The sequence below is a fragment of the Pseudomonadota bacterium genome (assembly GCA_040752895.1).
Classification (GTDB): Bacteria; Pseudomonadota; Alphaproteobacteria.
The window spans coordinates 1-25,008 of the sequence record JBFMHN010000007.1 but is presented as its reverse complement, the minus strand read 5'-3'; the positions used below and the strand labels follow the sequence as shown (position 1 = coordinate 25,008).

Sequence of the window (25,008 nt, the reverse complement as noted above, 5' to 3'; positions counted from 1 at the left end):
GCCGAGCGCCCCGCTGAGCCGCCCTCAGCGGGGCGCCATTCGTTTCAAATCACGCTGCACCGCGCCCGCTACGACCCCGACCGTCACGTTGAGATGCGCGGCTGCCTTCCTGAGGCTGTACCCGGATTCGATGAGCGCGCGGATTTGCCGATCCCTCTCGACATGCCGACGCTTTCGCTGCCCCGCAGCACGGATGGCCGCGCGTCCGGCGTCCGTCAGCCCATTGATGTTCAGCTCTTTGCATATTTGATTGATGCGCTGGCGCGTCAGCCCGAGGATGATGGCGATTCCGGATTCGCTGAGGCCATCCTGATGCAGCCTCAGAACCTCACGCCGCAACGGCAGTTTCTTCGACGGGTGCATCTCAGTTTCCAACGGTTTCCAACGGTTTCCGGGTGGTTTCCGACCCCAGCACTTCCAGAACTTTATTCAAGCGCTTCGTGCGTTTAGCTGTTTTCTCCGGCACCCGGTAGCAGCGCCGGACGTGGGCCTCGCAGTAGGGCAGCCCGGAAACCTTCTGATCCCCGCAGAAACCATCCTTCCTGACCGGAAACCGACAGTGATGGTCCTCGAGATCGAGGATGCTGGCGACGCGGGCGATGTCCTCGGGATGGTCCTTGACCCGCACCATCGGCCCGGCGTTGGACGGCAGCCCGCGCACCACGTCGCCGAGCACCCGGCGCTCCATGTAGGCGGGGCCGCTCGAGCGCTTGGGCGGGCGGCCACCCCGCGACAGCTTTGCCGCTTGCGACTTGCTGAGCCCGCGGGTGAGGCCCATCCGGTGCCAACGGCCGATCACGCTGTTGCGCGTTTGGCCGTTGCCGGGCGGGTTGTGGTGCTTGTTGAGCAGCTTCGCGACCTCGGCCGCCCGCGTGCCCTTGGCGAAGTGCTCGCGCATCAGCGCCTCGACCTCCGGCTGACGCCAGAATGCCGCTCGATCCCATGTCATCACAGCAGCCCTCCTGTCAGCGTCGATAGGCGCTCCTGTAGCCATCTGCGTTCCGCCGCCAAATATCGATCAGCGGTTCTCTCGGCCTGTACGGTTAAGACCCAAGCCGGGGAGACGGAGCGCAGAGACGCAAGATCGCTATCCATGCGGGAGAGGGCGCCGCGGGCGCTTTCGATGGCTCTGGAGCGCCCTTCGCCGCCGAGCAAGGACTTCAGTTGCGCGCGAATGTGTGATGCTTCGTCTGTTGCCACAATTGGCGCATTGTAACGTGCTGGAATGCCAGCACTCATCGCCACATCTCCAAGCCCCATCTTGACCGCCGCATCCTTGGCGACGACCGGAACCGCAGCCGGCGCGACTGCTAGCGCCTTCAAAGCTCTTCTTCTGCTCAACATGCCGCCCCCTTTCGCGCACGAGCATCCCGCCGCCGGGACCGATTACCCGCACGCCCATACAACACGACTCGAATGCTGAACCCCCGCCCAGCGTGCAGTGATTTGCGGGCGGTGTCTAGGCCGCCCGCTGGCTAGGGCGCGACTTCCCACCCGCCTTGTGCTCGGCAATCCAGGCCTTGACGCGGTCCATCGTGTCCGCCGACGACACCCGGCCCTTGCGGAGCCGGTAGACATAGGACACGTCGTTCATGACCTTGTCGCCGAACTCCTTCGCGCTCATGCCCGAGCGGCGAAGGAACCTCTCGATCTCTGCGAGGAACTTCTCTTTGGTGCTCATGGGCGGATCATAGCGGCTTGGTGGCCCCGCGACAACCCCGGATGTAGCCCAACAAACTTTTTCCACAGATGGTGCAGATTTGCGCTTGACGGGTTGGCTCGAAACAAACTAAGGTTTGGTTATCGGCGGGGCGACGGATGCGGTACCCCAATCCTGATCCACCCGTTCCCTCCCACGGGCCTGCCCCGCCGATACGAGATTCGACTTGCTGGCAGCGGCGATAGCCACCCAGGCCAGCGGGGGAGACGGCGGGCGGTAGATCATGAGGGGCCAGCGGGGACCGCCCGCCGTCGATCAAGAGAGGATGCGGACCATGCAATACAACCACGCCCGAGCCTGCGTCGATGTCGGCGAGCGGCTGCTCGACCTCGGCAACGAGATGACGGAGCCCGTCAAGTACGCCCACCTGCGCATGACGATCTCGCCCGATAACGCGGACAAGCTCAAAGCGCTGCTGATGGAGATCGACAATCTGATCGGCGATATTTACGACGCCGACAAGCAGGCGCGCGAGGAAGCGGCGCGCGAGTATGACGAGTACGTCAAGGACAACAAGCTCGGCAAGAGTGACCTGCTATGACAGAGAGCGCGTGGTTCGAATGGCTGTTGTGGTGTGTGGCGCTGGCGGCGTTGTTCCTGGTGTTCGGATAGAGGCGGAACCGATCATGGAAAAAGACGACAATGGACAGCAGATTGATCCACGCAATTCTCCTAGCGGCAGCGGTGAACATCATTCCGGCACTGGTGATGTTCTTCGTGTGGCTGGCGTGACGCCCATCCCGGCCTCGATCGTCAAGGCTATGTGCAAGGTGCAGGCGACAATCGAGGCGGTCAAGAAAACGCAACGGAACCTTCAGGGCGGTTACAACTTCGCCAGCACCGACGACATCTATGCAGCGCTGGCGCTGAAAATGGGCGAGGTCGGGCTGATGATCCTGCCGCTCGAGATGTCGCCACCCACGGTCAAGCGTGTTGAGAAGAAAGACCCGAAGTCGGGCGAGATAAAGGTGTCTCAATGGGGCGAGTTTCACTTCGGATTCGTTCTGGCTACCGCTGAGGCAACGTGGTTCGACGAGCGGTCATCGCGTTCGATCTTCATCCAACTTCTCGGGCCTCAGACATTCAACGCCGCCGAGAGCTATTGTCAAAAGCAGTTCCTTCGCTCGCTGTTCAAGCTGCCGACCGGAGACATGGACCTTGATGCCATGCCGCAAGCTGAGACGGAGGAAGGGCAGCTCGCCCTTACCGGCCAAGGCATCAAGCGCAAGAGTTCTTCTGCCGCGAAGAAAGACGGCACGGCGGAGAAGTTCGCGGAGATCAGGAAGGCGATCGCCGACGCACCGAATGCCGACGTGCTGTCGCAAATTCCCGACCTGTACGCCGATGAGATCGGCACGTTGCCGCGCGCATGGGTCGAAATCTACGAGCACGAGTACGAGGATCGTATGGAAGCGTTGCGGTCATGACCCACGCCGCGCGGACGCACGACATCATCGACCGACTTCAGCGCATGCGCGACGACATCGACGCGCGGATCAGGGATGAGGAGGAGCGAGCCGAGAAGCTGCAGGCCGAGCTCGGCCGCTATGATGCGACCCTGCTGCTCGCCGACGCGCTGGCCGCGTTGCGGGTTGTCAACACGCGGAACCTATCGGAAGGGCAGCGCCAGCAGATTGCCGGCGTGAAGGATCGATTGAGGAAAGCGTTAGCATGAACCTGCACAAGATGACTTTGAAGGAACTCGGCGACCTCAACACGCGCATTGCGCAAGCGATCCATGACCGCAAGATCGATGAGAAGCGGATCGCGAAGATCAAGGTGATGGAAATCGCCGCACATCACGGGCTCTCGCTCAGCGATCTGACGCTATTCGAGCGCACATACATCTCGTACTGGCGGCAACAGCGCATGCCGCTGCGAGACATAGCCTTGATGCTCGGCGTCGAGATCAGCGACGTGATCGAACACATCAGAGAGACGGAGGGGGCCCGTGTCCGTGCTGCCGTGGCGAAACCGAAACCTGAAACCGCTCGGCGACCCGCCGACCGTGACGGCGGAGATCACGCCGCCTCCTAAGCCGGTGTCGATCGATGAGCTGATCTCCGATATTCGGCACTGTCGATCGCGGGTGGTGCAACTCGAATGCGAGCTGGCCAAGGCCCAGCACGCGGAGGAGCGGGCAAAGGAGGTCTTCGTCGAGGCGCTGCGGGTGCTCGACACGGAACTCGGGGCGTTCGGGAGGCTGAAAGATGACCGACAAGCCCCGCAGCGTTGACCAGCATCGCCGCCTGTTCGGGCTGATCCGCGCCGCTTATGACCAATGGCCGGAGTGGCAGAAATTCCAGCCGGACGGGGAGGAACACCTTCGCGCGTGGTTGCTGGTCAAGGCCAAGCACCGGCGGATACACAAGTTCTCGTTCGCAGGCGACGCGGGTGCCGTCGCGCCGCTGATCCCGGCGATTACGCTCATGATGCTGCAGAAGTACAGTTGGGCCTGGCCATTGGAGGACGCAATCGCGGTGTGCGTGCCGGAGTCGATCGCGTTCGACAAGCTGAGCCACGCCGAAGCATGCAAGGTGTTCGACGATGTCGAAGATGTGCTGCGGCGCGAAGCCAAGCTCGAAGCTGACGAGCTGCTGAAGGAGAGTGCGTGATGCTCGACTGGCTGTTGTGCAAGCTCGGCATGTGCCGGCGCCTGATCCTGATCGATGAGCACGCGATCTGCTCGAGCCCGATCCGCTGCATCCGGTGCGGAAAGCTTCACGACTGGATCACGCCGTCGATCAGGGCGGAATATCGCAAGCGCATCGCATGGCGCGAGCGCGGCGGATGGATGGAGGACTAGATGGCAATCTTGCGAGCAAAAAAGAAGGGTGATCTGATTGTTGGGACGCCTGGAAACGATACAATCATTGGGAGCAGTGGTGACGACTACCTGCGTGGTGGGTTCGGTAATGACACGATCCGAGCCGGTGCTGGTGAGGACGCTGTGCGCGGCAATGCCGGCAACGACCGCATCTTCGGACAACATGGCGTCGATTACCTCGCTGGCGGCGATGGCCACGACTACATCGACGGCGGGCCGGGCGACGCGGCGACGCCGGACGGTGGCACCCGTGGCGACTTCCTGCGAGGCAATACGGGCAATGATACCCTGCTCGGCCAGGGCGGTGACGACATCATGATGGGCGACAGCGACAACGACTACTTGGATGGCGGCTGGGGCGCAGACTACCTGATCGGCGGAATTGGAGCCGACACGTTCCACTTTTCGTATGTCGATGGCGATCTGATCGCTGATTTCGAGCAGGGGGCCGACAGGCTGTCGTTCACCGGCCACGGCTTCACGTTCGATCAGCTCAATATAACCTCGGCCGGCGACTGGACCACGGTCGAGACGCCGGCCGGGTCGATCGTGCTGGCCGGGGCCTACACACTGACGAGTGAGGATTTCATTCTGTGAGCCGCCCGTCATCGTACAAGGTACGGCACGACTGCTACTATGCCCATGTGCGTTACGACGCACATGGGCGCGCCTATCTGATCTGCCACATCTGCCAGGGGCCGATCTGGTCAGGCAAGGATAGCTGGGAGGCCGAGCACGTCGTTCGCCGGAGTGTCGGCGGCGCTGATGACCCGAGCAACGTCATGCCGGCGCATACCAAATGCCACAAGGCCAAGACCCGCGACGACGTGAGAGAAAATGCCAAGGGCAAGCGCGTCGCCGAGCGGCATGCCGGCATCAAGCGTCCGCGCGGGTTTCGACGACCGGAGGGCAAGTACAATTGGGCGACAGGTCGCTACGAAAGAAAGTAGCCCCACGGGTCCGCCCCTGGCTGAGCCCGCCTCACGATCGGCTATCCAGCACCGCCGCCGCCAGCTCGAGCACGAGATAGCGGTTCCGCATCTCACCCTCTAGAGCAAGGGCACGATCCGATCGGCTCTCACCAGCTTCGATGAGCTTGTCCCACTCGGTATTGATCTCATCGTCCGTCATGTGGTCCATAGCTGGCTCCTATGCTTTTTCCACCGCACCGCACTCCAGCAAGTCGTCTGTCGTCTCGCGGACGAGGCCAAGCTGGATGCAGAGATTGTACGTGTCGAAACCGCCGCCGCGATCGTCGAAGAACTCGTGCAGGCGATCATCGGCATCGCTGATTTTCCCCGCGGCCTCGACAAGCGCCATCATCTGCAACATGCGTGCGTCCGGCTCGCTAGGCGGCACGTAGATGTCAATTTCTCCGCTGCCGCAGTCGGGGCAGTCGCCGTTGGGTGGGCCACTGGCGTACCAATGCGCGTCACACGCGAGGCATCTGTAGTTTGCACCCATGGACCGCTCCTTCAGTTCTTCCGCTTCTTCCGCCACACCGGGCAGCTTGTGTAAGCTCTCCTCAGGATCATCTGATAGGCAGTCATCGGGGTCGCCTCGCTCCTCTATCGATCTCACCAGTTGCTCCGGCGCGTAGATGTGCAACGCACCTGCCACCTCAGGGACCGTGCACTCGACGACAACACGCGTCTTCCCCGCCGTGGTCTGAAAAATCGCAACAACGACTCCAGGCCAACGATATCCTGAAACTTTGCATACACGGTCACCGACCTGCATCGCACTTCCTATTCCTTTGGCTCGGTTCGCGACAGCGCGCTGCGGAGCAATGCGATCTCGGCTATGAGATCGGCAATGCGCTGGTCCTTCTCGCGTGCAATACACAGAGGACAGCCGACGTGGCCCAATCTCTCGATCACAGACGCGTCGATCTCCATCAGGCCGTCACACATCTCGCAGGCGTCAGGCATGGCCGCCGCTCCTATTGTTTTCCCATCTGTTGATCCGTCCTAACGATCGCCCGAACCACCGCCCACACCACCGGGATCACGAGCGCGTCGCCGAGCGCCGACCGCCACCGCGCGAGTTCGGCTTTGACGGCGCGCTCGGATAGGCCGTGTCCGCGTAGTCGAGAGGCCAGGCCATCAGCCATAGATAGATAGCTAGCAAGGCCGTCGCCTCCGTGATCCCAAGGGCACAAAGCTGCTCGTTGAGCGGGCGAGAGTTTTTCGAGAGCGTTTCCTCCGACGCCTTGCCACTCCGACCGCGCGCGATTGGCGGAGTGGCAAGGCGTCGGCCCAACACTGTCGAGAGCTTGCGTCCCGTTGTCCCGTCCGGCTCGATGCCGCCGTTGCTCGCGGTGCACGTCGGCAGCTTCTCCGCCGCACTCGCCAGCAGCGCCATCAATTCCCGTGCTCCCGCCCACTTGGCCATGCTCGGCGCGGTCAGGTTGTCGGTCGAGGTCGTCGTCAGCATGCGCTTGAGGCTCGGTCGCTCCAGCCCCGTGCGTCCCGCCGCCCCGCCCCGGTTGCTGCCGTAGTCCACTGCCGATGGTGTCGGTACTCTCATCGCGAGACCAAGCATCGATGGGTCCGGCATCCGCGTGCCAAGTCGCTGCTGTTTGCTGCCGCACCGCTCCGACGCTAGCGGTGTCCCGATCAGTTTGGCACCCAATCGCGTCTCGTCGGCATCCGAGAACAAAGGAGCGTCCCCTCTCGTGCGGGGCGCCGGCATCCTCAGCTTCCACCACGCATGGCCAGCGGGCGTAGCCTGCATCTCCCAGGAGGTCGAGCACCCGGTCAGCTCCGCGAGTGCGGAGCCGAGGTGAGTTCTCAAATCCAACCCAACGAGCGCCGGTCTCCCGTGCAAGTCGGATGGCCTCGAGGTAGTAGCGGCTCTCTGCTCCGTCGATGCCGCAGCCGTTGACGTTGGCTGCGCTGATGTCGGTGCAGGGCGGGCTTCCGAGCAGGAGGTCAATAGGTCCATGGTCTCTGAGCATCTGTCGGCCATCGATCTTTCCCACGTCCCCCATCAGCACCGCATCGGGCCACCGCTCCAGGTAGCGGGCGCGCTTCCACTCGTCCCACTCGCATGCCCACGCGACTTCGACGCCGTTCATCTCGCAGGCGATCTCCCAGCCACCGATGCCAGAGAATAGGACCGCCGCGCGCAATGGTGCCTCCTCAGCTTGTCCCTATCCGCCACAACTCTCTCGATTGAGCACGCAATTGCTGCGCTACGGCGATGCCATCCAGACTCTCCGCGGCGAACGGTGAGGTATAGGCTCGTGCATGCTCGTGATCGACCTCAACGACACAGACCGCGATGTTGAGGCCGAGCAGCGCGCCAGATCGACGCGCATCAGTGGCAATCCGCTCCAATGTCGCCCGTTTCTCCGCTTCCGTCATGCTGATGACTCCCTCAGATCGTCCTCGGCCGCCCGGCTGGGGCATGCCGCTTCCCTAGACGGCGGTACGCCGTCGTCATTGACCAACCGGACATCTGAGACAATGCCTCGGTCATGGTCGCGATACGCCGATCATGCCAGATGCGGCGCGCGTCTTCCTCTGGCATCCGCTCAGGGCCGTGCTTCGCCCACCGATTTCGCGCGGCCTTTTTGGCCGTCCGCGTGTTGAAAGCCCGCGCCTCGCCGAGCAGTTCGCTTCGCGCATCGACCATCATCGATACAACGTCTGACGCCACGTCCGAGCGCCGGCCGGTGCCGGTCTCGATCAGGACTGCCTTGCGCTTGTGGATTTCGCCGAGGATCGTGCCGAGATCGTCGAAGCGCGACGCGAGCCGGCCGAGCGTCGTGACCATCACCGCATCACCCGACCGGAGCGAGCGCAGCAGATCGTCGAGCCCGGACGGATCGTCGGCGCGGTAGATGGCTCCGCAGATGTCCGACAAGGCGGCCTGCTGCATCTTCTCGCCGTGGCGGCGAGTGACACGGATGTAGCCTCGTGCGCGGTGCTTGGCTGGCGATTCTCGATGCGGCATGTGGAAATAATTACCACAGCTTGACAATGAGCGCAAGCGGGATTACATTGAGATTGTGGACGCGATCCACAGCCCGCGCCTCGGGGCAAATCAGGGACGGAGATATGACGATGACCAATCACGACAATCGCTCGGTCGCCAAGGACCATGTGATCGTAGTCACGACGTACTGGTACGGACCGGAGGAGCGCGTCAGTCTGCTCTGTGGGCCTAACGGGTACCCCAAGCGCTTCGTCAGCGCCGAGGCCGCCGATAAATACCTCGATCGCTACGACAGCGGCCCGTACTACCTCGCGCACGACGAGAGCAGCCGGGCGACATACGAGGTCAAGCAGATCGACGACCTCGAGGAATACCTGGCTGAGCAGCTGTGATGACCAACTGAGGCGGGGCTCCGGCCCCGCCTTGGCAAGGCGGCACATCCCGATCAGCCGCGAGCCCCGTCCGACACTGGATTGCAACTTTGGAGGCAAACATGCGACCTGTTCTCGTCACGACCGAATATCGCGGTGTGTTTTACGGCTACGCGGAGGACACCACTGGCGATACCATTGTCATCAAGAACGCACGCAACTGCATCTATTGGAGCGCTAAGACGGGCGGCTTCATGGGATTGGCATCCCGTGGTCCGGCGGATGGCTCGCGCATCGGCGCCAAGGTCCATCAGATCGAGTTGCGCAAAGTGACTGCGGTTGTCGAGATGACGGCCGAAGCGGTCGCTGCATGGGAGCGGGAGGCTGTCCATGTCGGATAAGGGCTCCGGCTCCGGCTCCGGCGACGGCTACGGCTACGGCTCCGGCTCCGGCGACGCCGACGGCTACGGCGACGCCGACGGCTACGGCGACGGCTACGGCGATGGCTCCGGCTACGGCGGCGGCTACGGCGGCGGCTACGGCTCCGGCTACGGCGCCGGCTACGGCTACGGCGACGGCTACGGCTCCGGCTACGGCTCCGGCTACGGCGACGGCTCCGGCTACGGCGACGGCTACGGCGATGGCTCCGGCTACGGCGGCGGCTACGGCGGCGGCTCAACCTTTCAAGATGAGGCCAATCAACATGACCGACCAAGCGGCGCGCCGCCTACTTAAGCAACTCGATCAGCACCAACGTTACCGCCCATGCGACCACAGCCAGGGCATAGTATGAGATTAGCCGCCAGCGGCGTTTCATGGTCGCAGAAGGCGCAAGATCAATGACGCGATCTGATCGGCCTTGGTAGGCGCAAGCGTCGCCAGAACCGTAAGGCCGATAGTTGCGACAGCTTGGAGCCCCCGTTCCATCCATTTGAGCCTGCGGGCAAGGGCTCGGCGTTCGTGCTTCGCGGTCACGTTGTCGGCTTCCAGAACCTTGATCCTTCCCTCGGCGTGGGTGGTCCAGCTCCAAAGCGACTGCGCCAGCCAGGGCGGCCAGTTTGAGGTCATCGATCATTGCCTAGCTCGTCTTCGGGGGCGGCTTGCCGGTATCGCAGGGCGGGGCCTTGTAGACGACTTCCTTGCCCTCAACGATGGTATCGATACGGGAGGATTGGGCGGCGAGCGCCTTCTGCGTCTCGCAGGTGTCGCGCCTCGATGGCGGGACGTGGCCGATCGCAACAGCGACCTTGCCGGCGTCAGTCGCGGTAATAGGGGTTGAGCACCCCGTCGCCAGACTGAGAACGCTTGCCAGCGCGATGAGCCTTGGAAACGGTTTCATGGGTCGCCTTCTCGATTTTGGCGACGGCCTTGTCGGCTCCCCGCCGTTCGATTGCTTGGTCACGCAACGCGAACGCGGTCAGAAACAACCCAACGGCGAACAACCCGGACAGTATGCGCACAATTGGGGACAGAAAAAAATCGTTCATGGCAGGAACCTCCGGAGCTGTGGCGCGAACGCCAGCAACCCCATGAACAACACCAGCGCCCCCGTCATCAGCGGCTTTGACACCGCCCACGATCCGAGGTTGACGACGGTCTCACCGAACGCCTGCCAGCCGAGATACGGGGTCAGATCGGGCGGAGCGGGGAGCGTCGTCGCGGCGCCGCCTCCGGCAACAATGAGGCCGGGCTTCGATGTCACGGCATCGACCGCCTTCTCGGCGACCTTCTGCCCGGTGCTGATGCCGTCGGCCGGATACGCCTTGCGGTCGAGCTCGAAGTGTGGGGTATCTCTCGACTTCCAATCCCCGCCCCACACGATCTGGACGTTCAACTCCTTCGCCGCGGCCTTCATGGCGATCGCGATCCGATCAAGGTCGGGGATGTCGTAGCGGCCATCAGGATCGACCACGTCAACGGCGTGGCCGGTCAGGTGGCGGCTGTTGAGCGTCCAGCTCTTGCCGGCCGTCTTCAGGATGCGCTGGCGCTCGAGATTGCGAAGCCCCTCGGTGACGATGAAGGATTCCGTCTCGGCGGCGCGGTGCACGACGCGAACGAGGTCGGGATGCACGCCCTCGAGGTTGCGGAGCGACCGTTCGTTGAGCATGTCACACTCCCCTGATCGCCTCGGTGATCTGGCGCTCGATCTCGGCGACCTGGTCGGCGGTCGTTGCCTGCTCGAGAGCCCGCCACGAGGCGTCTTCGAGCATTGCAATGCCGATGATCCGGTTTGCCCAAGCGTTGCGGGCGGCGATAATCTTGGCCGCCGTCTCGGCCCAGCCGCTTTCGCCCCGGGAGGCAGCGTAGGAGTCGAGCAGCCGGCGCGCCTCGTCGCGCTCAGCGGGGCGGGTATCGTCGTTGGCGTTGAGCGCGAGCGCCCCCTTGAGCGCGTTGACATCGGCATTGGGGTCGATCTCGGCGCGCCGCGCCCGCGCCGCAGATTGGATCGCCACCCACGTCCGCTCCCGGCGGAGTCCAAACGCGACCGCCTGCACATCGGACCACGGCGGGCGGGCGCCGGACACGCGAACGCGGGCCAGGTAATCCTGCTCGGTTACCGGCTCGGCGCCGGTACAGAATGCGGATACGCCCATATTTGCGAGCGCGTTCATGATCATGGCGTGTACTCCGTGATCGTCATCGTGCACTTCATTACGCCGCCAAATAGACCTCCTCCTGAATAGCCGTTGATATACAGCGTTCCCGCAGAACCAGGGCCTGCACGCACCTTGAACGTTGTGCTTGCCGTCGTTCCGGCGTCCATCACATGGCTAAGGTGGATACACATTCCATAGGCCGCGTTGGTTGGCGACACAAACGCCGCAGCAATGGCATTAGCCGTAGAGTCCTGAAATAGCCCAATCACGCCAGCGATGATGCCAGACGACGTGCAATTCACGGTGACGTCTATCCTGAGCTTGTTGGTCGTGCTTTTTGGCGTGATCGCAACCGACATGATCTCCGCGCCCTCGGTATTTTGCGGGATCGTATTGTCGGCAGGCATTTGCGTAGTCGTGCTCGAATAAGTCGCGTAGCTGGTAGAAACTTCCTGCACGAACTTCGCCGCCAGCGTCGTGCCGGAGACGCCGAGCCCGTCACCATAGGTTAGCCACGCCAGCGCGCCGGCCGAATCGTCCCAGAACACGCCGCGGTCGGCGTTCGGGTCCGAAAGCGCCGCTAGGCTGTCGAGCAGCGTATCCCAGGCCTGCACGTCGACGCCGGTTTCCAAATTCACCGTCGCCTTGAACGTCGCTTCGTCTGCGTCATCGAGCAGCGAGCGGGCATAGGCGGTCAAGGTCGTGGTCGACGCCGTACCCGAGCCGGTGAAGTAGGGCAGCGCGTCGGCCGCCGAGGTCAGCCCGGCGAGCGCGGTCAACTCGGCGTCGAGCGAGAACAGCGCGTTGTCGCCGTGGGTGGCGTCGTTGTTGGTGACCGCGACCGTCATCCCGGTGCCGACGCGGAGCTTGAAGGTGTCCGACCCGCTCGCCGCCGCGGTCGTGGTGCCGTCGGTCACATTGGCGTAGGCGGCGGAGATGCCGGCGCCGGCACCCGGCAGATCGTCGTAATCGATCTTGTAGTACGAGCCGGAGCGGTTGATGACGAGCTTGTCGCCCGACCCGAACGCCGGCCGGTCGGCAAGGCCCGTTATATCGAGCGCGACGGAGGCATTACCGGACACGCCGTCGCCGTTGGTCAGCGCGATCGCCGAGCCGGCGGCGATGGTGCGTGCCGCTGCGGTGCCGGCGCCGGTGCGCACCACAAACCCGGCCGAAGACAGCCCTGCGATCGCGCTGAGGTCGGCGTCATAGGCCTGCACATCGGTACCGATCTCCAAGTTGACGGTCGCCTTGAAGGTCGCCTCGTCGGCATCATCGAGGATCGACCGCGCGAACGTGGTGATGTCGGTCTCCGACCAGGTGTCGAGCGCGGTCGTGTAGAGCATCTTGTCGGCGGCGGTGCCGAGCGCGGCGATCGAGGCCAGCGTCGCGTCATAGGCCTGAACGTCGCTGCCGATGATGACGCCGAGGTCGGTGCGGGCGTCGGCGGCGGTCGTATTGGCGATCAGCGTTCGCCCGAACGACGGCAGATCGGCGAGTGCCGCCGTGCCGGCCCCGGTGAAATACGCCACCTTGTCGGCCGCCGAGGTCAGCCCGGCGAGCGCCGCAAGCTCAGCGTCATAGGCTTGCACGTCGGTCCCGATCACCAGCCCGAGATCGGTGCGGGCGTCCGCTGCCGAGGCGTTGGCGATCAGGGTCCTTCCGAAGGCGGGCAGATCGGCGAGCGCGGCGGTCCCCGAGCCGGTGAAGTAGGCGACCTTGTCGGCGGCGCTGACGAGCCCGGCAATGGCGGCCAGCTCAGCGTCGTAGGCCTGAACATTGGTCCCGATCGCCAGCCCGAGATTGGTTCTGGCCGTCGCCGCATTGGCCACGTCTGAGAGGTTGTTCGCCGCCAGCATGTCGCCACCACCTGGGATCGTTTCCCAGATCGGATTGGCACCGGCACCCTGCGTCTTCAGAAACTTGCCGCTGGTGCCGGGGGCGAGGCCGAGCCAGGTAGTGCCGTCGAAGTAGACCAGCGCGCCCTGGTCCTGGTTTTCGAACGCGGCGATCCCGAGTTGCGCGGCCTGAAGCTGGGCCAGGTTGACGGCGTCGTTGGCGGCGGTGCCGTCGGCGACGTTGCGGATGATCGCGCTTTCCGCGTCCCAATAGTCCGTCGCCCCGGCGCTGATGAGCTGCATCCCGGCGTCGCTGTCGGCCAGCGCCTCCTGGGTGACGAGCAGCGCCTTGTCGAACGCGGCCTCGATGGTCTTGGCCGGGAACGCGCCGCCGTTGGTGAACGCGGTCGGCTGGGTGCGCGGGGTGACGCGCTCGATCTTCAGGACCTCGCCCGAGGCCGGGGCGGTCAGCATAGTCACGGTGCCGGTCGCCGGCAGCCCGTCGGCATCGCTGCCGCCGGAAACCGTGTAGTGGGTGGAAATCGTCTTGACCGTCTCGACGCCGGTCGAGGAAACGAGCGTGACGAGGAGGCTGCCGGAGAAGAACGGCCACGACACCGCGAACGCGGTCGTGCTCCCGTTCCCATTGAAGCTCAACGGGGTGTAGGCGGTGGAAACGGCCATGTGTGGGTGTCCCTAGTAGGGGAGTTGAGCCCCGGTCCCGCGCGGCGGGATCGATTCGCGGATTTCCTTGAGACGCGGGAACTCACGCAGCACTTGCAGCTTGGCGGCGCGGCGGTAGTCGGAGAGTACGTCGGACATCATGTCCTGACGTTCCTCGGGGTCGGCCTCTGCGAACTCGGGCGAGGAAACGGTCACATTCAGCGCCTCGCGCAAGGTCATGTCGCCGCGGTCCTCGAGCCGGCGGAGTGCCGCGCGCCCGCCGCCCCTCTGCTCCATCAGCGCATCAGTGTTCTCGGCCACGAGGTCGGACGCCTTGGCGTTGGTCAGCTCGACCAGCCGGTTTTCGATCTCGGGCATGTTGCGCAGAGAGACGTACTGCCCGCCGATCTGGATCGACGACGGGTGGGTCGGGAAATACTTGAGCTCGAAGAATGCCTTCTCCGCAGGGTCCATCTTCCCGCCGGTCGAGCGCGAGTAGACGGGCGACAGAATGTCATAGGCGGTGCCGAGGCCGCTCTGGAATTGCAGCGGCCTGCCCCAGAAATCGAGTCGTGGCGGCAGGTCGGCGGAGAGGCCAGGCGTGCGGTTTTTGAGCGCCGACACGAGGTCCGTTGTTTCCCGTGAAACAGGGTCCATTGCGCGGGCGGCATCCTTGACGATGGTCGGCACGAACCCGCCGGCGGCGTTCTGCAGCCAGCGCTCACCGTAGCGCTCGGGGTTGTTGATCGCCGCCACCGCGTCGGCGAAGCCGCGGAAAAATGCCTTGTCCTTCAGGTTCTCGGCGGTGCCGAACACCATCATGGCCGCCAGTTCTGCGGCGTCTCGGGTGTCGATCCGGCCGTCTTCTGTATTGAGGAAGTATTCGCCAAGATCAGCGGCATTCGCGAACAGGGTGCCGACCGGATCGAAGCGGTTGTAGGCGAAATACCGATAGGTCGGGCTGCCGTCGGGTTCGGTGCCGGTCTGGACCCGGATCGAGTAGGGCTGCCAGCCGACACGGGCGCGGGCTTGGCGCTCGCCCGCTGCCTTGTCGCCCGACGGGCCGCCGCCGGTCACATGACCGTTCACCGCCAGATCGAACGCCGCTGTGAAGGCCATCGTGCCGAGGCCCATCTTGGCGAGCGCCATGTCGCGCCGCGCGCCGCCGGCCTGGACCTCGGCCCAGAAGCGGTTTTTCATCATCAGAGCCGCGGGGCTGCGCTCGAACGCGAACGTGAACAGATTGGCCGGCGTGTTGATGAACGGCATCGCCAGCCAGCCGCCGGGCACCGTGTCGCGGACCTTCATCGCCGCCTTGGCGACCGGGCCGGCTTCGTTGGTGAAGGTGTTGTAAGCGGCATAGTCGTTGGCCATCAGCCGGAAACGCTCGGGCGGGTCGTCGACCAATTCGGCGATGCGGGCCTTCAGGCCCTCTCTCGGCAGGATGCCGCGCTCGATCTCGGTGCTCGCCTCACGCAGCGCGAGGGCATGGATTTGCGCGCGATAGTTGACCATCTTGAAGTAGTCGTCGGCCGCGGTCAGCATCCGGCCGGGGATATTGACGAAGCCGCCGGCGTAGTCGAGCCCGCGCCCGAGCATCGAATCAGACGGCAGCCCGAACGATTCCGAGCTGATCGCGCGGCGGCGCGCGCTCTCCAGCGTTTTTGTTCGCCCCATGCCGGTCTCGCCGGTCTTGAGTGCGTGCGCAGCCGCCCGCCATGCGTCCTTCTGCGCTTCGAGGGCCCCGTACAGCATCGCGCTCGCCTCGCCCGGCTTGACGCCGTAGACGGGGTTGACGAGGTCGCCCATCTGCCCGGCGAGTGCGCGCTCGCCGAGCGATTGAAAGAACACCGCCGCGTTGCTCGTCATGTTGACGGCGTGAGTTTTGGGGCCGCTGAGGATGGAGTTGATCCAGTATTCGCGCACCACGTCGACGGTCAGTTGCGCACCGCGCCCGAGCCGGTCGACGAAGCTTTCCAGCGACGGGCCGCCGTTCGGGTGGTCGGCGAGCGACGCCACCTTGGCGGCCATGTCACGGCTGACAGCTTCCCCGCCGGTGCTGGCCAGCATGTCGGCGAGCTGGCGCTCCATCTCCTTCGAGCCGCCCGCCGGAATGCGCCATTGCTGCAAGGCACGGGCGGTCTCGGTGCGGATGCCGACGACGGTATTCTGGATCATGCGGTGCGTTTCGACGGCGCGGCGGAAGGCGACCAGGTCCTCCGGCCCGCCGTCGGCGGCGGCCTTGGCGAGTCCCTTCAGGGTCTCGGCGGATTGCGCCCACAGATTGCGCAGCACAAGCTGCTCCTCTGCGGTCGCGACCTTCGGCGCGTCGGCCTTGCGCTTGCCCTCCAAGAGTTGCCACGCATTCTCGTCGCCAGCGGCAGCGATCGTGGTGGCATTGGACCGGACGCCACGCTGTGCCTTGGCGATGTCGTCTCCGAAGGCGTCGGCCATTTGGGTAATGACGGCCTTCACGTCGTCGGTCGAGTTGATGCGGGCGAGGTTGACGTAGACTTGACGCGGGCCAAAGTCGAGCCGGGCGCCGCCGGGGGGCGGGCCTTGCGGGGGCGTGGCTCCGCTGCCCGCTGCGCCAGGAGGGGCGGCAGGCGGTTGCATTGCGCCGCCGTCGGCAGCGGCTGGCGGGACAACGCCTTGCGGGGGCGGCTCCGCCGCGATGGTCGGCCGCGGCGGCAGGTCCGGCAGATCGCCACCCCAGAAGCGGTGCCCCGAGGCATAGCGCAGCTTGTCGGCGTTCCACACCGCCAGCGTCGGTGCGGTGCGCTTGCGGCCGGCGTGATCGTCGAAATTCTCGATCATCCTGACGCCGTCGTAACCGAGCCGCTTCATCTCGGCGACAAGCTCCGGGCTCTCGAGCACGCCCCACGAATCCTTGAGCGGGCCACTCTCTCCGGCCATGATCTTCGCGCGCAACGCATCGGCATCCGGCCGGCTCGCTATGAACGGCTCCAGCGCCGCCATGTCGGCCTCGTTCTCGGCGCTGAAGAACTTGCCGCGGCCAAGCACCAATTCCTTGACCTCGCCCTTGGGGCCGGCGAACGAATCGGCAAACTCGTATTTCGGGGTGACGAACACGACGTCGGAGCCGACGCGGGCCGAGGCGCCATCGCCCGATCGGGCGGCACCGGCGTCAAACGCGTCGAAGTCGGTTTCGGTTCCGTGGTAGACGACCTCCTCACCCTCGTCCAAGGTGGCGCGCACCGCTTGCGCGCGGCGCTCGACTGCCGCGGCCACCTGCCGTCTCGCCGCTCGTTCCTTGGCCTTGACCGGCTCGAGGGTCGACCAGTCCTGCGTCTCCACAGCCTTGCTGAAGCTGTTCTTGTACTCCAGGTCGACATCGGCAAGCGTCTGGCGCAGCGGATCGCGGCTGATCGAGCGCGGTGGGCTTGGGGGCGGAGCCCCCGCAGCAGCCCCCGCATCCGTGGTCTTATCCAGCGCCTTGGCCGCATAGGCATCCCCGGTCGGGAATATCTCTTCCTGCACTTGCACCAGCGGCGCATCGGGGTCGCCGAGCGCCTGCCTGATCCGCTCGCCGGTCTGCGGGTTTGCGCCCAAGGTCGGATCATCGGGGCCGGCCTCGGCAAGCCGCTTGGCCGCGCTGGCGTAGTCGGCTTCGCCGGTCAATTCCTTGGCCTTGCGCGCGGCGCGGAACGCGCGGAGCACCTGCACAAACGGCTCCAGCGCCGCGCCCGCGCCGAGGCCGGTCAGGGCGTTCTTGATCCGCCCGATCATCTCCGGCGTCTCCTGGTCGGTCGCCAGGAACTCCGTCACGGGGTTTTGCAGGGTCGGGAACTGCTGAATGACGTTGGCGAGATTGGCCTCCTGGCCATCGAAGGCGGCGAAGTCGCTAATCATCGATTTGCCGAACACGCCGGGCAGCGAATTCTTGATGCCGGTCACTTTGCCGGCGCCCGCGAAGCCGGTGAGAAACTGGCTGATGCTCCGCACGAACCCGCCCGTCACCGTCTCCGGCGCGCCGACGTTTGGAAGCTCTCCGACCTGTCCCGCCTGTGGCGGGGTCATCTGCTCGCCCATGAGCGTGCCGAGCCGGGTGTCAGCGACGTTCCGGTTGAGCCACGTCGCGGCCTGGTCGATCAAATCCCAGGCCTCGTTGACCGCGCCGATCGCGCCACCGACGGCCTGCTTCGGTCCTTCGATCAGGCCGCCGCCGATGTCCTTCGCGACCTTGCCGGCGGTGGCCATGATGCCGGCGCCCTCGGGCTCGACCGGCTGCTCGTCGACCAGAGGTCCGACCTGATCCTCGAGCCATTTGAGGTTGTCGTCGGAGTTGCGCTCCTCGAGCACGGCGCGATAGTCGTCGTCGAGCGAGGTCGGCGGCTTGCTTTCCATCTCGGCCAAGAGATCGGCGCCGGCATCGTCGGGCATGATGTTGGCTCCGGCTGTCTGCGAATCTTGCGGAATGTCCACCATCAGGGCGTCGCCTGCTCTTGCTGCGGGTTCATCTCGATTTTGAGCGCCGGCCGGGTCTGCTTGCCGGCCTCGCCGGCCGGCTTCGCCCCTTGGGCCGCGGGGGCGCTCGGCTTGACCGGCTTGCCTTCCGCCGCCGCCTGGGCTTCGAGTGCCCCTTGCCATTTCTTCAGCAACCCGGCTTCGCGGCTCAATGTCTCTTTGTCGATCTTGCCGGCCTTGAACGCTTCCACCGTGCGCTGCTTGGCGATTTCCAGCGCCTCCAGGCTCATCACGTCGCGCCCGACCGATCCGAAGCGCGGCATCGGCAGGCCCTTCCGGCTTTCCCGCGCGCCGTCCATCTTGTGCCCCTTGACCAGATCGTCGGCGAAGCCAGTCAGGCCCTTGCGGTCCAGCGCCTCGCCCTGCTCCTCGACGTAGGCGTCGAACTTCTCCAGGGCGTCCTTGTAGGCGGCATGCTCGCCGTCGCCGGCCTTGCCGTCAGGCTTCAACATCTTGCTGACCGCGTTGCGCGTCTCGCGCGCCCATTGCGGCATCCGCGTCGTCGGCTCGAGCGCGCGCTGTGCTTTCTTCAGCACGCTTCTGTAACCGTCGGCATCCAATTGCCGATTTGCGTAAGCGTCCGCCGCGTCCTTGACCGCCTGCTCGGGGTCGGCGTGGGCCTTCTCGGCGAGCCCGGAATAGACCTGCGGATCGGTGACCCGCGGCACGTTGTCGAACATCCTGAGCCAGCGCCCGTAAGCTTTCGGGTCCATCAGGCTGCCGTTCCTCTCGACCCAGTCCTTTGTCAACTCCTGCTTGTTCCATAGATCGAGCGCTTGGCCTTCGATCGCCTGGTGCTGGGCTTTCAGCGCCGCGGCCTCGGCGGCGCGCTCCGCCCGCTCGCGCCCGAGCGAGAACTTCTCCAGCGCCGGATAGTTCTCGACGATGCGGCCCTTGAACTCGTCATAGAGCGTCCGGTTGCCGGCGTAGGTGGTGAGCCCGCGCGCCGCGACCTCGACCGGGCCGCCGTCCTTCACCCCCGGCGCGAGCTGGAAATGATGCGGGTCGCGCCCGCGGATGCTCTCGGGGTTGACGAGCCCGTATTTCTCGCTGTTGGCGTACATCCAGGCGAGCGCCTGATTGTAGCCCTTGCGGTCGTAATTCGAGCCGTAGCCGCCGGGCGGCGAGAAATCGACCGCCTCGCCGAAGTTGTGCCGCGAGCGCCCGGCCGGCGCCGCCAGCCCGCCGCGGCCACTCTCGTAAGCCTCCCGCAAGCGGGCCTGATAGGCCGTCGAGCGATGCGCCTCGTTGATCTCAAGGTGCTTCCTGATCTCCGGCGGCATGTCGTTAAGCATCTTGGCGAGGCTCGACACCATCGGCTTCGTCAGGCCGTCGATGTTGCGATCAGGGTCGCCGCGTGTCAGGCCTTTGTGGATCGGCACCAGCGCCGAGAGAGCGCGCGCGTCGGCCACCGTCGCCGACTTGGGCGCCTCGGGCCGACTTCTGAACTCCTCGACGATCTTGGCGCCAATCGCCGCCGCGTTGGCGCCCGCCTTGTCGGTCCAATGGCGGTAGACGATATCGAGCGCCTGGTCCCTGATCCGCGACCGCGTCTTCTCGGTCGCGCCCGGCATGTCGGCGAGAATGTTGTCGATCCCCTTCAGCCCGCCCTCGACGCTGGTGAGGTCGCTGGTGATGTTCGGCAACACCCGCTCCTGCACGAGCCGCGTCGTCTCGGCGTCGTAGTAGCCCTGAAGGTGCTTCTGCTGCTGAATGTAGCTCTTCTCGCCGTAGTGCGAGCGGAGCCCGGCGACGCGCTCGCTCGCCAGTATGCGCGCCTTGTCGTTGGCCGGCAGCCTGCCCATCAGGTCGTTGGCCGCCGCGTCATAGCTCTGCAGCCGTCCCGCCGCGTGGTCGCGCCCGTCGCCGCTGATCTGGGCGTCGTAGTCGATCTGGGCCATGTCCTGCTGGCCCTGGAAATCCGCCAGCGCGACCTTGGTCTGGTACATATCGAGCGCGTTGCGATCGGCTTCCGCTTTGCCCGCAAGCGATCCGAGTGCGCCGAGCACGCTCTGCACCATGCCGCCGATCTGCTTGACGTGCTGGGCGTCGTCCATCATCCGCTTCGCCTGATAGGCGAGAGCGCGTCCGGGGGCCTCGTAGCCCTCGCCGGTGCTCATCGGGATCGGCGTCGCGTTGGGCCTGACCTGGCGCTCGTAGGTCGGGATTTTGACCATCTAGCGCGGCTCCTTGTAGGAGCGCAGCGGCGCGTAGAGGTCACTGACGAAGCTCGAGCCGGCGCTGAGCCCGGTCGCCGCCTCCGCGCTCCTCACCGTGTAGTCGGCCTGATACCTGAGATCGGTAGCCTTGTTCTCACTGGCGACCGCCTCTGTTTCCTTGTTCCACAAGGCCGTCATCCAATCGAGCCAGGCGTTGGAATGCGCCGCGCTCGCCACCAGCGCGGCGCTTCCCGTATTCGGGTTGACGCCAGCCTTTGCGGCCTGAGCGGTGATCGTCGATTGAAGCTGCCGCGAGCCCTCGACCATGCGCTCCTGCTCGCGCTGACCCTCGCGGCGCGCGGTTTCGGCATTGGCCAGCGCCACGTCGGCGTTATACTGCATCTGGTTGCCCTGACCGATCGCGGTCAGCAGCGTCGCCTGGTCCTGGCGCTTCTGGGCGTCCATCTGCATTTTCATCGACACGGCGCTCATGCCGACGCCAGCGAGCGAGGATACGGCACCGAGGGCAGGTCCGCACATATCAGGTCACCCGCTGGTGTTGATCTCGACCACGGCGGCGAGCACATGGAACGGGAACGGCTCGTCGTGGTCGACATAGAGTTGCTGGGCGCGCTCCCATCCGCTGTCGACTTCGATGTCGAGATAGCCGGAAAAGAGCGGCGGGCTCGAATCCATCACATCCTCTGGCACACGATAGAGGATCGCCTTGGCGTTGGCGCTCGTGCTCCCGCAGCGCCCGCCGAGCGAGCGGTGGACCTTGACGAACGCCTGACTGATCCGCTTGGCGCGGGCTTGCGCGGTGCCGGCAGCGGCTCCCGCCTCGATGTCGAGCGACTGCAGGACGCTCGTGTACTTGAGACCGATGTGCGCCTTGGTCGTCGCCCGGTCCAGGGTGATCCGCCCGAGCGTCACCGTCTTGCCGGCCTCATGCGCGCCGTCGTTCAAAACGTCGACCGTCTCGCCCTCGAGGTGCCAGAGCCCGGAGATCGTGCTCGTCGACGCGCCCGCGTAGGTCGCCGCGCAATCGAGGTAGACCGCATCCTCCTTCTCGGTCTCGTCGGTCAGACCGGCGCTCAGCGTCTCGACGTAGTGCCGCGTCGACCCGTCGATGGTGCGCGCCACCAGCATCCACAGATCGTCGCCGTAGGTGCCGGGGATGACGCACAGGCTCTTGACTTGACCCGTTGCCGCCAGTGGATGCTTGTGCCAGCCGACGACCTCCTGCTCGCGCTCGTAGGTCATGCCGACCAGCACGCCGTCGCTGCGCCGCGCCCACAGGATCGAATCCGGCGCCGACTGGTAGGCCAATTCGGTGATGCCCTCGCCGGTGATGTGCTCGGCGAGAATGGTGAGGTCGGGCGCCACGTAGGCATCGCGATCGAATGAGTAGATGAACTCGCGCACCTTCTTCGCAGGCCCCGACACGGCGCTGTGACGCTGGGCAAACAAGAGCGTCGATCCGACCGCGATCGCATTGGCCTGACCGGCGCCGAACGCGGTCTGGCGGGTGACGCGCAAGTTCTTCGGCGTCAGCGCCTGGTCCTGGTTGCCGCTGGTGACCGTGTACTCGCCCGACGCGGTGCCGATGGTGAGAGACCTTCCGGCGACCATCCATCGGATCACGTCGACCCGCTCCGAGGCGATGGCGTACACAAGACCCGCATCGTCCTCGTCGCCGTCGGCCCAATTCTCGAAGGCGGCCGTTTTCGAGCTCCACACCGTCTGCGGGTCCTGCACCGAACCGGCCGCCCACAAGCGCTGCTCGTAGAAGGCGAGCGTGCGCGGGTAGCCGTACTGCTCGCTCCAGGCGCCGTGCTCCCAGAACGATGTCCCGTCGACGGCGGATTTCGGGATATGGTTGAGGACCACGACCGCAATCGCCTGGGTCGCGCTGACGATTTCCTCGATCCGCACGACGCCATAGAGCGAGTGCAGATAGAGGCAGTCGACGCTGTTGCTGCCGGTTACGCCGTAGCCGGCACCGTCCGAAATCTTGACCTGGCCGCGCGAGTGCGTCGGAAGCAGCCAGTCCGATTGCCACTCCTCGAAGAATTGGTAGTTCTCCAGCGTCGCCACCGGGCCGGAGAGGTTGTCGATCCCGTACACCTTGCCGGCGTTGGTGATCGATTTCGGGACCTTGATCCTGGACCCTGTAACGGGCGAGGAAACGCGCGCCGACTGGCCACTTTCCCACAGCCGGAGCAGCGCCCCGGCATGCCCGACCTCGAATGCGTCCTTATCGCAGGTGACGACGACCCGCGTTCCCGGCGCGGCGGTCCCGAACACGGAGATCGAGCGCGCCACGATGCCGCCGCCAGAATAGGCGTTGAGACTGGCGGTTGACTCGGCATTGCCCATCGAATCCCACAGCTCGAAGGTGGTTTCGGTCGGGTTGCCGACCTGGAACCGCTTGCTGTTCAGGAACCCCATGCCGGTCTGGCCCCCGAGCAGTCCGCTCAGAAACACCCATTCTCCTTCGACAAGGTCATGGGGGGCGGTCGTCGTGACGACGCCGGGGCTGGCCTTGGTGATCCCCGACACCGCCCACAAGCCGGTCATGGTGATTCGCATCACCGCAGCGTTGTCATCGTTGATAGGCCGGAACGGGCCGTCGGTGATCTCGATGTCGGAGATCGTCCACGCGGTGTGGCTGGACCGGGTGAGCTTGGCCAATGGGTGCAGCGGATGAGCGATGTAGAGCGTATCCGCCGACTGGGCGAACGCGAGATCGTCCAATTCGGCGGCGGTGTAGTCGGTCGCCACCGTCACCGGCACGTAGGCGGTGCCGCCCGAGGCATACGCCGTGTAGGCGCTCGCATCCAGCCCCTCGAGCTGGAACGTGTCGGCGCTGACGTTGGCGACCGTAAAATACCGATCGTTGACCTCGGTCATGCCGACCACGTCGTCGAGGATCACCCGGTCGCCGTTGGCGAGCCCGTGGCCGACGCTGGTCACCACCGCCGGATTGGCCTGGGTGATGCCGGTGATCGTCTTGGTCGACGCGATGACGATGCCGCCGTCCTTGTAGACCCAAACCTTGTTGGCCTGGAACAGCAGTGTGTAGGCCTGCTCGGTGTTGAATTGGAACGGCACCAGGCGGCCGGTCGCGTCGGGGTCGATCGCCTCGCCGACGTAGATCGTGCCGGGCCGTTTCCAGGCCCCGCCATGTGGCTTGACGATGAAGTTCTGAACCGTCGCGGCGCCGTTCTTGTACTTCTGAATGTCGATCCGCGCGTCCAGCCGCGGGGTGATCTCGCCGGCTGTGAAGTTGGTCTGGATCGCGTTGGCTTTAGGCACGGGAGAGCAACCATTCGTCGGCGATGATGTCGCGCGGGGTGCCTTCCTGGGCGTCGACCGATCGCGCCTCCCTGATTTTCTCGCCGTAGATTTCCCAGGCGGTGCGGATCATCTGCGCATTGTCGGTCAGCTTGGTCCCGATCTCCGCCGCCAGCCGGGCGGCGAGGCAGTCGACGAACATCGGATCGAACTGGGCCACGTCCTCAATCCGGGCGATGTACTCGATCCCGATCGTGCCTTCGTCGGTCAGCAACTTGCGGCCCTCGATCCGGTAGTCGACGCTGTAGCCTTGGGCGTCGAGGTCGGTGCGTACGATCTTCAGGAAGTCGGCGGGGAGCGCGTACTGGTAGGTGTACTCGAAGGCCGGCGTCGTCGTCTCCTGGGCCAGCATCACGCGCCGGATCGCGAAGTTCCACGGGTGCGCGCGGAGCACCGCGTCGCGGGTGTTGGCATAGTGCAGCTTGGCCAGCGACGCCCCGACGCTCGCCTCTGAGAACGCGGTGATCGCGCTGTGCCCGAGGCGGGTCAGGGCGAGATTGCAAATCTCGATCTCGCTGCTGCTCACGGGATCACCTTGACATTGACGAAGTCGCCGAGCTTGGTCAGGATCGAGTCCAGAGTGCTATCGATGGTGGCCAACTGGGCCTCAATCGCCGCCAGCCGGCTTCTGGTCTCGGCATCGCTCACGCTGATCGAGACCGTGCCGTCGCCGTTGTCGGCCCAGCGGACATTGATCGGAGTACCGAGAGACGCCACCTTGTCGGCCATGTGACCCTCCCTTCCGAGAGAGGGCGGGTTGCCCCGCCCTCCCGTCAGATCAGTCGACCACGTACACGAGATAGCCGACGAGATTGTCACCGTCGGCGATCGCCGTGTCCTGGCTGGTGGCGCGGATCACTACTCCGCTTTTGGATTCGAACACATACGTGCCGCCGGTCAGCAGATTGGCGGCAATCGCGCCTTCGAGCGTCTGGAACCCGACCGTATCGACGCTGAGGCCATCGATCAGGCCGTTGGGATCGGCGGCGATGGTAGTGCCGTCCATCGCCGTATAGGCATCCCAGCCGAGATCGAGCGTCGCCAAG

34 protein-coding genes and 1 pseudogene are annotated in these 25,008 nt (G+C 65.0%); 12 read left to right on the top strand and 23 right to left on the bottom strand.

Translation table 11 applies throughout. The features are described from left to right. Positions 1-24: 24 nt before the first annotated feature. The 4 genes from AB1781_11120 to AB1781_11105 all read right to left on the bottom strand — a co-directional run bounded on the left by AB1781_11120 (position 25) and on the right by AB1781_11105 (position 1,681). The gene (locus AB1781_11120) at positions 25-363 is read right to left on the bottom strand and encodes a hypothetical protein (protein ID MEW5705116.1); all 339 of its coding nucleotides are present in this window, start codon (positions 361-363) and stop codon (positions 25-27) included. Between the two features lies 1 nt (position 364). Then, on the bottom strand, positions 365-949 hold the full coding sequence (locus tag AB1781_11115) for a GcrA family cell cycle regulator (protein MEW5705115.1): 585 nt from the start codon (positions 947-949) through the stop codon (positions 365-367). Next, positions 949-1,344, bottom strand: a complete 396-nt coding sequence (locus tag AB1781_11110; protein ID MEW5705114.1) for a twin-arginine translocation signal domain-containing protein — start codon at positions 1,342-1,344, stop codon at positions 949-951. The genes AB1781_11115 and AB1781_11110 overlap by 1 nt, the downstream gene beginning before the upstream one ends. Before the next feature lie 115 nt (positions 1,345-1,459). Next, positions 1,460-1,681 carry a hypothetical protein gene (locus AB1781_11105; GenBank protein MEW5705113.1) on the bottom strand — a complete coding sequence of 74 codons (222 nt, stop codon included), beginning with the start codon at positions 1,679-1,681 and terminating at the stop codon, positions 1,460-1,462. 304 nt (positions 1,682-1,985) lie between these two features. Between AB1781_11105 and AB1781_11100 the strand changes: the two genes are divergently transcribed. The 9 genes from AB1781_11100 to AB1781_11060 all read left to right on the top strand — a co-directional run bounded on the left by AB1781_11100 (position 1,986) and on the right by AB1781_11060 (position 5,497). Further along, complete coding sequence (locus AB1781_11100; GenBank protein ID MEW5705112.1) at positions 1,986-2,261, top strand: hypothetical protein; 276 nt, start codon at positions 1,986-1,988, stop codon at positions 2,259-2,261. A gap of 85 nt (positions 2,262-2,346) precedes the next feature. Beyond that, positions 2,347-3,147, top strand: a complete 801-nt coding sequence (locus AB1781_11095) for an ERF family protein (GenBank protein MEW5705111.1) — start codon at positions 2,347-2,349, stop codon at positions 3,145-3,147. Continuing rightward, complete coding sequence (locus tag AB1781_11090) at positions 3,144-3,395, top strand: hypothetical protein (protein MEW5705110.1); 252 nt, start codon at positions 3,144-3,146, stop codon at positions 3,393-3,395. Before AB1781_11095 ends, AB1781_11090 begins: the two co-directional genes overlap by 4 nt. Then, positions 3,392-3,757, top strand: coding sequence for a hypothetical protein (locus AB1781_11085; GenBank protein MEW5705109.1), 366 nt, complete (start codon positions 3,392-3,394; stop codon positions 3,755-3,757). Before AB1781_11090 ends, AB1781_11085 begins: the two co-directional genes overlap by 4 nt. Continuing rightward, on the top strand, positions 3,729-3,956 hold the full coding sequence (locus AB1781_11080; GenBank protein MEW5705108.1) for a hypothetical protein: 228 nt from the start codon (positions 3,729-3,731) through the stop codon (positions 3,954-3,956). Before AB1781_11085 ends, AB1781_11080 begins: the two co-directional genes overlap by 29 nt. Then, the gene (locus AB1781_11075; GenBank protein ID MEW5705107.1) at positions 3,931-4,335 is read left to right on the top strand and encodes a hypothetical protein; all 405 of its coding nucleotides are present in this window, start codon (positions 3,931-3,933) and stop codon (positions 4,333-4,335) included. The genes AB1781_11080 and AB1781_11075 overlap by 26 nt, the downstream gene beginning before the upstream one ends. Then, entirely contained in the window at positions 4,335-4,526 is a 192-nt protein-coding gene (locus tag AB1781_11070) for a hypothetical protein (GenBank protein MEW5705106.1), read from the top strand. The genes AB1781_11075 and AB1781_11070 overlap by 1 nt, the downstream gene beginning before the upstream one ends. Beyond that, complete coding sequence (locus tag AB1781_11065; protein MEW5705105.1) at positions 4,527-5,144, top strand: calcium-binding protein; 618 nt, start codon at positions 4,527-4,529, stop codon at positions 5,142-5,144. Then, the gene (locus tag AB1781_11060; protein ID MEW5705104.1) at positions 5,141-5,497 is read left to right on the top strand and encodes an HNH endonuclease signature motif containing protein; all 357 of its coding nucleotides are present in this window, start codon (positions 5,141-5,143) and stop codon (positions 5,495-5,497) included. The genes AB1781_11065 and AB1781_11060 overlap by 4 nt, the downstream gene beginning before the upstream one ends. 31 nt (positions 5,498-5,528) lie before the next feature. Here AB1781_11060 and AB1781_11055 read toward each other — a convergent pair whose 3' ends face one another. From AB1781_11055 to AB1781_11025, 7 genes and pseudogenes are all read right to left on the bottom strand, one after another. Next, positions 5,529-5,678: a hypothetical protein gene (locus tag AB1781_11055; GenBank protein ID MEW5705103.1), complete on the bottom strand. Its 150-nt coding sequence runs from the start codon at positions 5,676-5,678 to the stop codon at positions 5,529-5,531. Between the two features lie 18 nt (positions 5,679-5,696). Beyond that, on the bottom strand, positions 5,697-6,287 hold the full coding sequence (locus tag AB1781_11050; protein MEW5705102.1) for a hypothetical protein: 591 nt from the start codon (positions 6,285-6,287) through the stop codon (positions 5,697-5,699). A gap of 8 nt (positions 6,288-6,295) precedes the next feature. Next, positions 6,296-6,478, bottom strand: a complete 183-nt coding sequence (locus AB1781_11045; protein MEW5705101.1) for a hypothetical protein — start codon at positions 6,476-6,478, stop codon at positions 6,296-6,298. Positions 6,479-6,554: 76 nt separating this feature from the next. After that, positions 6,555-7,241 (bottom strand): hypothetical protein, encoded by a 687-nt coding sequence (locus AB1781_11040; GenBank protein ID MEW5705100.1) that lies wholly within the window; start codon positions 7,239-7,241, stop codon positions 6,555-6,557. A gap of 1 nt (position 7,242) precedes the next feature. Next, positions 7,243-7,626, bottom strand: a pseudogene (locus AB1781_11035) (DNA cytosine methyltransferase). Positions 7,627-7,690: 64 nt separating this feature from the next. Continuing rightward, on the bottom strand, positions 7,691-7,915 hold the full coding sequence (locus tag AB1781_11030; protein ID MEW5705099.1) for a hypothetical protein: 225 nt from the start codon (positions 7,913-7,915) through the stop codon (positions 7,691-7,693). A gap of 13 nt (positions 7,916-7,928) precedes the next feature. Continuing rightward, positions 7,929-8,507, bottom strand: a complete 579-nt coding sequence (locus AB1781_11025) for a recombinase family protein (GenBank protein MEW5705098.1) — start codon at positions 8,505-8,507, stop codon at positions 7,929-7,931. Between the two features lie 104 nt (positions 8,508-8,611). On the opposite strand from AB1781_11025, the gene AB1781_11020 reads away from it, so the two are divergent. The 3 genes from AB1781_11020 (at position 8,612) to AB1781_11010 (ending at position 9,595) form a co-directional block, all read left to right on the top strand. Next, positions 8,612-8,881 carry a hypothetical protein gene (locus AB1781_11020; protein ID MEW5705097.1) on the top strand — a complete coding sequence of 90 codons (270 nt, stop codon included), beginning with the start codon at positions 8,612-8,614 and terminating at the stop codon, positions 8,879-8,881. Between the two features lie 101 nt (positions 8,882-8,982). Beyond that, positions 8,983-9,261 (top strand): hypothetical protein, encoded by a 279-nt coding sequence (locus tag AB1781_11015; GenBank protein ID MEW5705096.1) that lies wholly within the window; start codon positions 8,983-8,985, stop codon positions 9,259-9,261. Then, positions 9,251-9,595 carry a hypothetical protein gene (locus tag AB1781_11010; GenBank protein ID MEW5705095.1) on the top strand — a complete coding sequence of 115 codons (345 nt, stop codon included), beginning with the start codon at positions 9,251-9,253 and terminating at the stop codon, positions 9,593-9,595. The genes AB1781_11015 and AB1781_11010 overlap by 11 nt, the downstream gene beginning before the upstream one ends. Before the next feature lie 78 nt (positions 9,596-9,673). Here AB1781_11010 and AB1781_11005 read toward each other — a convergent pair whose 3' ends face one another. The 12 genes from AB1781_11005 to AB1781_10950 form a co-directional block, all read right to left on the bottom strand. Then, positions 9,674-9,928 carry a hypothetical protein gene (locus tag AB1781_11005; GenBank protein ID MEW5705094.1) on the bottom strand — a complete coding sequence of 85 codons (255 nt, stop codon included), beginning with the start codon at positions 9,926-9,928 and terminating at the stop codon, positions 9,674-9,676. A 10-nt stretch (positions 9,929-9,938) separates the two neighbouring features. Next, entirely contained in the window at positions 9,939-10,199 is a 261-nt protein-coding gene (locus tag AB1781_11000; protein MEW5705093.1) for a hypothetical protein, read from the bottom strand. A 144-nt stretch (positions 10,200-10,343) separates the two neighbouring features. After that, entirely contained in the window at positions 10,344-10,967 is a 624-nt protein-coding gene (locus AB1781_10995; protein MEW5705092.1) for a M15 family metallopeptidase, read from the bottom strand. Position 10,968: 1 nt separating this feature from the next. Further along, positions 10,969-11,454 (bottom strand): hypothetical protein, encoded by a 486-nt coding sequence (locus tag AB1781_10990; GenBank protein ID MEW5705091.1) that lies wholly within the window; start codon positions 11,452-11,454, stop codon positions 10,969-10,971. A 20-nt stretch (positions 11,455-11,474) separates the two neighbouring features. Beyond that, positions 11,475-13,979 (bottom strand): phage tail fiber protein, encoded by a 2,505-nt coding sequence (locus AB1781_10985; protein ID MEW5705090.1) that lies wholly within the window; start codon positions 13,977-13,979, stop codon positions 11,475-11,477. Positions 13,980-13,991: 12 nt separating this feature from the next. After that, positions 13,992-18,407, bottom strand: coding sequence for a hypothetical protein (locus tag AB1781_10980; protein ID MEW5705089.1), 4,416 nt, complete (start codon positions 18,405-18,407; stop codon positions 13,992-13,994). Next, a complete protein-coding gene (locus tag AB1781_10975; protein ID MEW5705088.1) occupies positions 18,407-20,623 on the bottom strand; it encodes a M15 family metallopeptidase in 2,217 nt (738 codons plus the stop codon). Before AB1781_10975 ends, AB1781_10980 begins: the two co-directional genes overlap by 1 nt. Continuing rightward, entirely contained in the window at positions 20,624-21,070 is a 447-nt protein-coding gene (locus AB1781_10970; protein ID MEW5705087.1) for a hypothetical protein, read from the bottom strand. It abuts the gene before it with no gap. A gap of 81 nt (positions 21,071-21,151) precedes the next feature. Continuing rightward, entirely contained in the window at positions 21,152-23,923 is a 2,772-nt protein-coding gene (locus tag AB1781_10965) for a ubiquitin-activating E1 FCCH domain-containing protein (GenBank protein ID MEW5705086.1), read from the bottom strand. Next, a complete protein-coding gene (locus AB1781_10960; protein MEW5705085.1) occupies positions 23,916-24,488 on the bottom strand; it encodes a hypothetical protein in 573 nt (190 codons plus the stop codon). Before AB1781_10960 ends, AB1781_10965 begins: the two co-directional genes overlap by 8 nt. Further along, entirely contained in the window at positions 24,485-24,691 is a 207-nt protein-coding gene (locus tag AB1781_10955; GenBank protein ID MEW5705084.1) for a hypothetical protein, read from the bottom strand. The genes AB1781_10960 and AB1781_10955 overlap by 4 nt, the downstream gene beginning before the upstream one ends. A 49-nt stretch (positions 24,692-24,740) precedes the next feature. Beyond that, a partial coding sequence (locus tag AB1781_10950) for a hypothetical protein (GenBank protein ID MEW5705083.1) occupies positions 24,741-25,008 on the bottom strand: 268 nt, incomplete at its 5' end.

What these genes read in the sequence shown, in the direction of transcription:
- AB1781_11120 (MEW5705116.1), bottom strand. Translation starts at nt 363, where the DNA reads ATGCACCCGTCGAAGAAACTGCCGTTGCGGCGTGAGGTTCTGAGGCTG.
- AB1781_11115 (MEW5705115.1), bottom strand. Translation starts at nt 949, where the DNA reads ATGACATGGGATCGAGCGGCATTCTGGCGTCAGCCGGAGGTCGAGGCG.
- AB1781_11110 (MEW5705114.1), bottom strand. Translation starts at nt 1,344, where the DNA reads ATGTTGAGCAGAAGAAGAGCTTTGAAGGCGCTAGCAGTCGCGCCGGCT.
- AB1781_11105 (MEW5705113.1), bottom strand. Translation starts at nt 1,681, where the DNA reads ATGAGCACCAAAGAGAAGTTCCTCGCAGAGATCGAGAGGTTCCTTCGC.
- AB1781_11100 (MEW5705112.1), top strand. Translation starts at nt 1,986, where the DNA reads ATGCGGACCATGCAATACAACCACGCCCGAGCCTGCGTCGATGTCGGC.
- AB1781_11095 (MEW5705111.1), top strand. Translation starts at nt 2,347, where the DNA reads ATGGAAAAAGACGACAATGGACAGCAGATTGATCCACGCAATTCTCCT.
- AB1781_11090 (MEW5705110.1), top strand. Translation starts at nt 3,144, where the DNA reads ATGACCCACGCCGCGCGGACGCACGACATCATCGACCGACTTCAGCGC.
- AB1781_11085 (MEW5705109.1), top strand. Translation starts at nt 3,392, where the DNA reads ATGAACCTGCACAAGATGACTTTGAAGGAACTCGGCGACCTCAACACG.
- AB1781_11075 (MEW5705107.1), top strand. Translation starts at nt 3,931, where the DNA reads ATGACCGACAAGCCCCGCAGCGTTGACCAGCATCGCCGCCTGTTCGGG.
- AB1781_11070 (MEW5705106.1), top strand. Translation starts at nt 4,335, where the DNA reads ATGCTCGACTGGCTGTTGTGCAAGCTCGGCATGTGCCGGCGCCTGATC.
- AB1781_11065 (MEW5705105.1), top strand. Translation starts at nt 4,527, where the DNA reads ATGGCAATCTTGCGAGCAAAAAAGAAGGGTGATCTGATTGTTGGGACG.
- AB1781_11055 (MEW5705103.1), bottom strand. Translation starts at nt 5,678, where the DNA reads ATGACGGACGATGAGATCAATACCGAGTGGGACAAGCTCATCGAAGCT.
- AB1781_11050 (MEW5705102.1), bottom strand. Translation starts at nt 6,287, where the DNA reads ATGCAGGTCGGTGACCGTGTATGCAAAGTTTCAGGATATCGTTGGCCT.
- AB1781_11045 (MEW5705101.1), bottom strand. Translation starts at nt 6,478, where the DNA reads ATGCCTGACGCCTGCGAGATGTGTGACGGCCTGATGGAGATCGACGCG.
- AB1781_11040 (MEW5705100.1), bottom strand. Translation starts at nt 7,241, where the DNA reads ATGCCGGCGCCCCGCACGAGAGGGGACGCTCCTTTGTTCTCGGATGCC.
- AB1781_11030 (MEW5705099.1), bottom strand. Translation starts at nt 7,915, where the DNA reads ATGACGGAAGCGGAGAAACGGGCGACATTGGAGCGGATTGCCACTGAT.
- AB1781_11025 (MEW5705098.1), bottom strand. Translation starts at nt 8,507, where the DNA reads ATGCCGCATCGAGAATCGCCAGCCAAGCACCGCGCACGAGGCTACATC.
- AB1781_11020 (MEW5705097.1), top strand. Translation starts at nt 8,612, where the DNA reads ATGACGATGACCAATCACGACAATCGCTCGGTCGCCAAGGACCATGTG.
- AB1781_11015 (MEW5705096.1), top strand. Translation starts at nt 8,983, where the DNA reads ATGCGACCTGTTCTCGTCACGACCGAATATCGCGGTGTGTTTTACGGC.
- AB1781_11010 (MEW5705095.1), top strand. Translation starts at nt 9,251, where the DNA reads ATGTCGGATAAGGGCTCCGGCTCCGGCTCCGGCGACGGCTACGGCTAC.
- AB1781_11005 (MEW5705094.1), bottom strand. Translation starts at nt 9,928, where the DNA reads ATGACCTCAAACTGGCCGCCCTGGCTGGCGCAGTCGCTTTGGAGCTGG.
- AB1781_11000 (MEW5705093.1), bottom strand. Translation starts at nt 10,199, where the DNA reads ATGAAACCGTTTCCAAGGCTCATCGCGCTGGCAAGCGTTCTCAGTCTG.
- AB1781_10995 (MEW5705092.1), bottom strand. Translation starts at nt 10,967, where the DNA reads ATGCTCAACGAACGGTCGCTCCGCAACCTCGAGGGCGTGCATCCCGAC.
- AB1781_10990 (MEW5705091.1), bottom strand. Translation starts at nt 11,454, where the DNA reads ATGGGCGTATCCGCATTCTGTACCGGCGCCGAGCCGGTAACCGAGCAG.
- AB1781_10985 (MEW5705090.1), bottom strand. Translation starts at nt 13,979, where the DNA reads ATGGCCGTTTCCACCGCCTACACCCCGTTGAGCTTCAATGGGAACGGG.
- AB1781_10980 (MEW5705089.1), bottom strand. Translation starts at nt 18,407, where the DNA reads ATGGTGGACATTCCGCAAGATTCGCAGACAGCCGGAGCCAACATCATG.
- AB1781_10975 (MEW5705088.1), bottom strand. Translation starts at nt 20,623, where the DNA reads ATGGTCAAAATCCCGACCTACGAGCGCCAGGTCAGGCCCAACGCGACG.
- AB1781_10970 (MEW5705087.1), bottom strand. Translation starts at nt 21,070, where the DNA reads ATGGACGCCCAGAAGCGCCAGGACCAGGCGACGCTGCTGACCGCGATC.
- AB1781_10955 (MEW5705084.1), bottom strand. Translation starts at nt 24,691, where the DNA reads ATGGCCGACAAGGTGGCGTCTCTCGGTACTCCGATCAATGTCCGCTGG.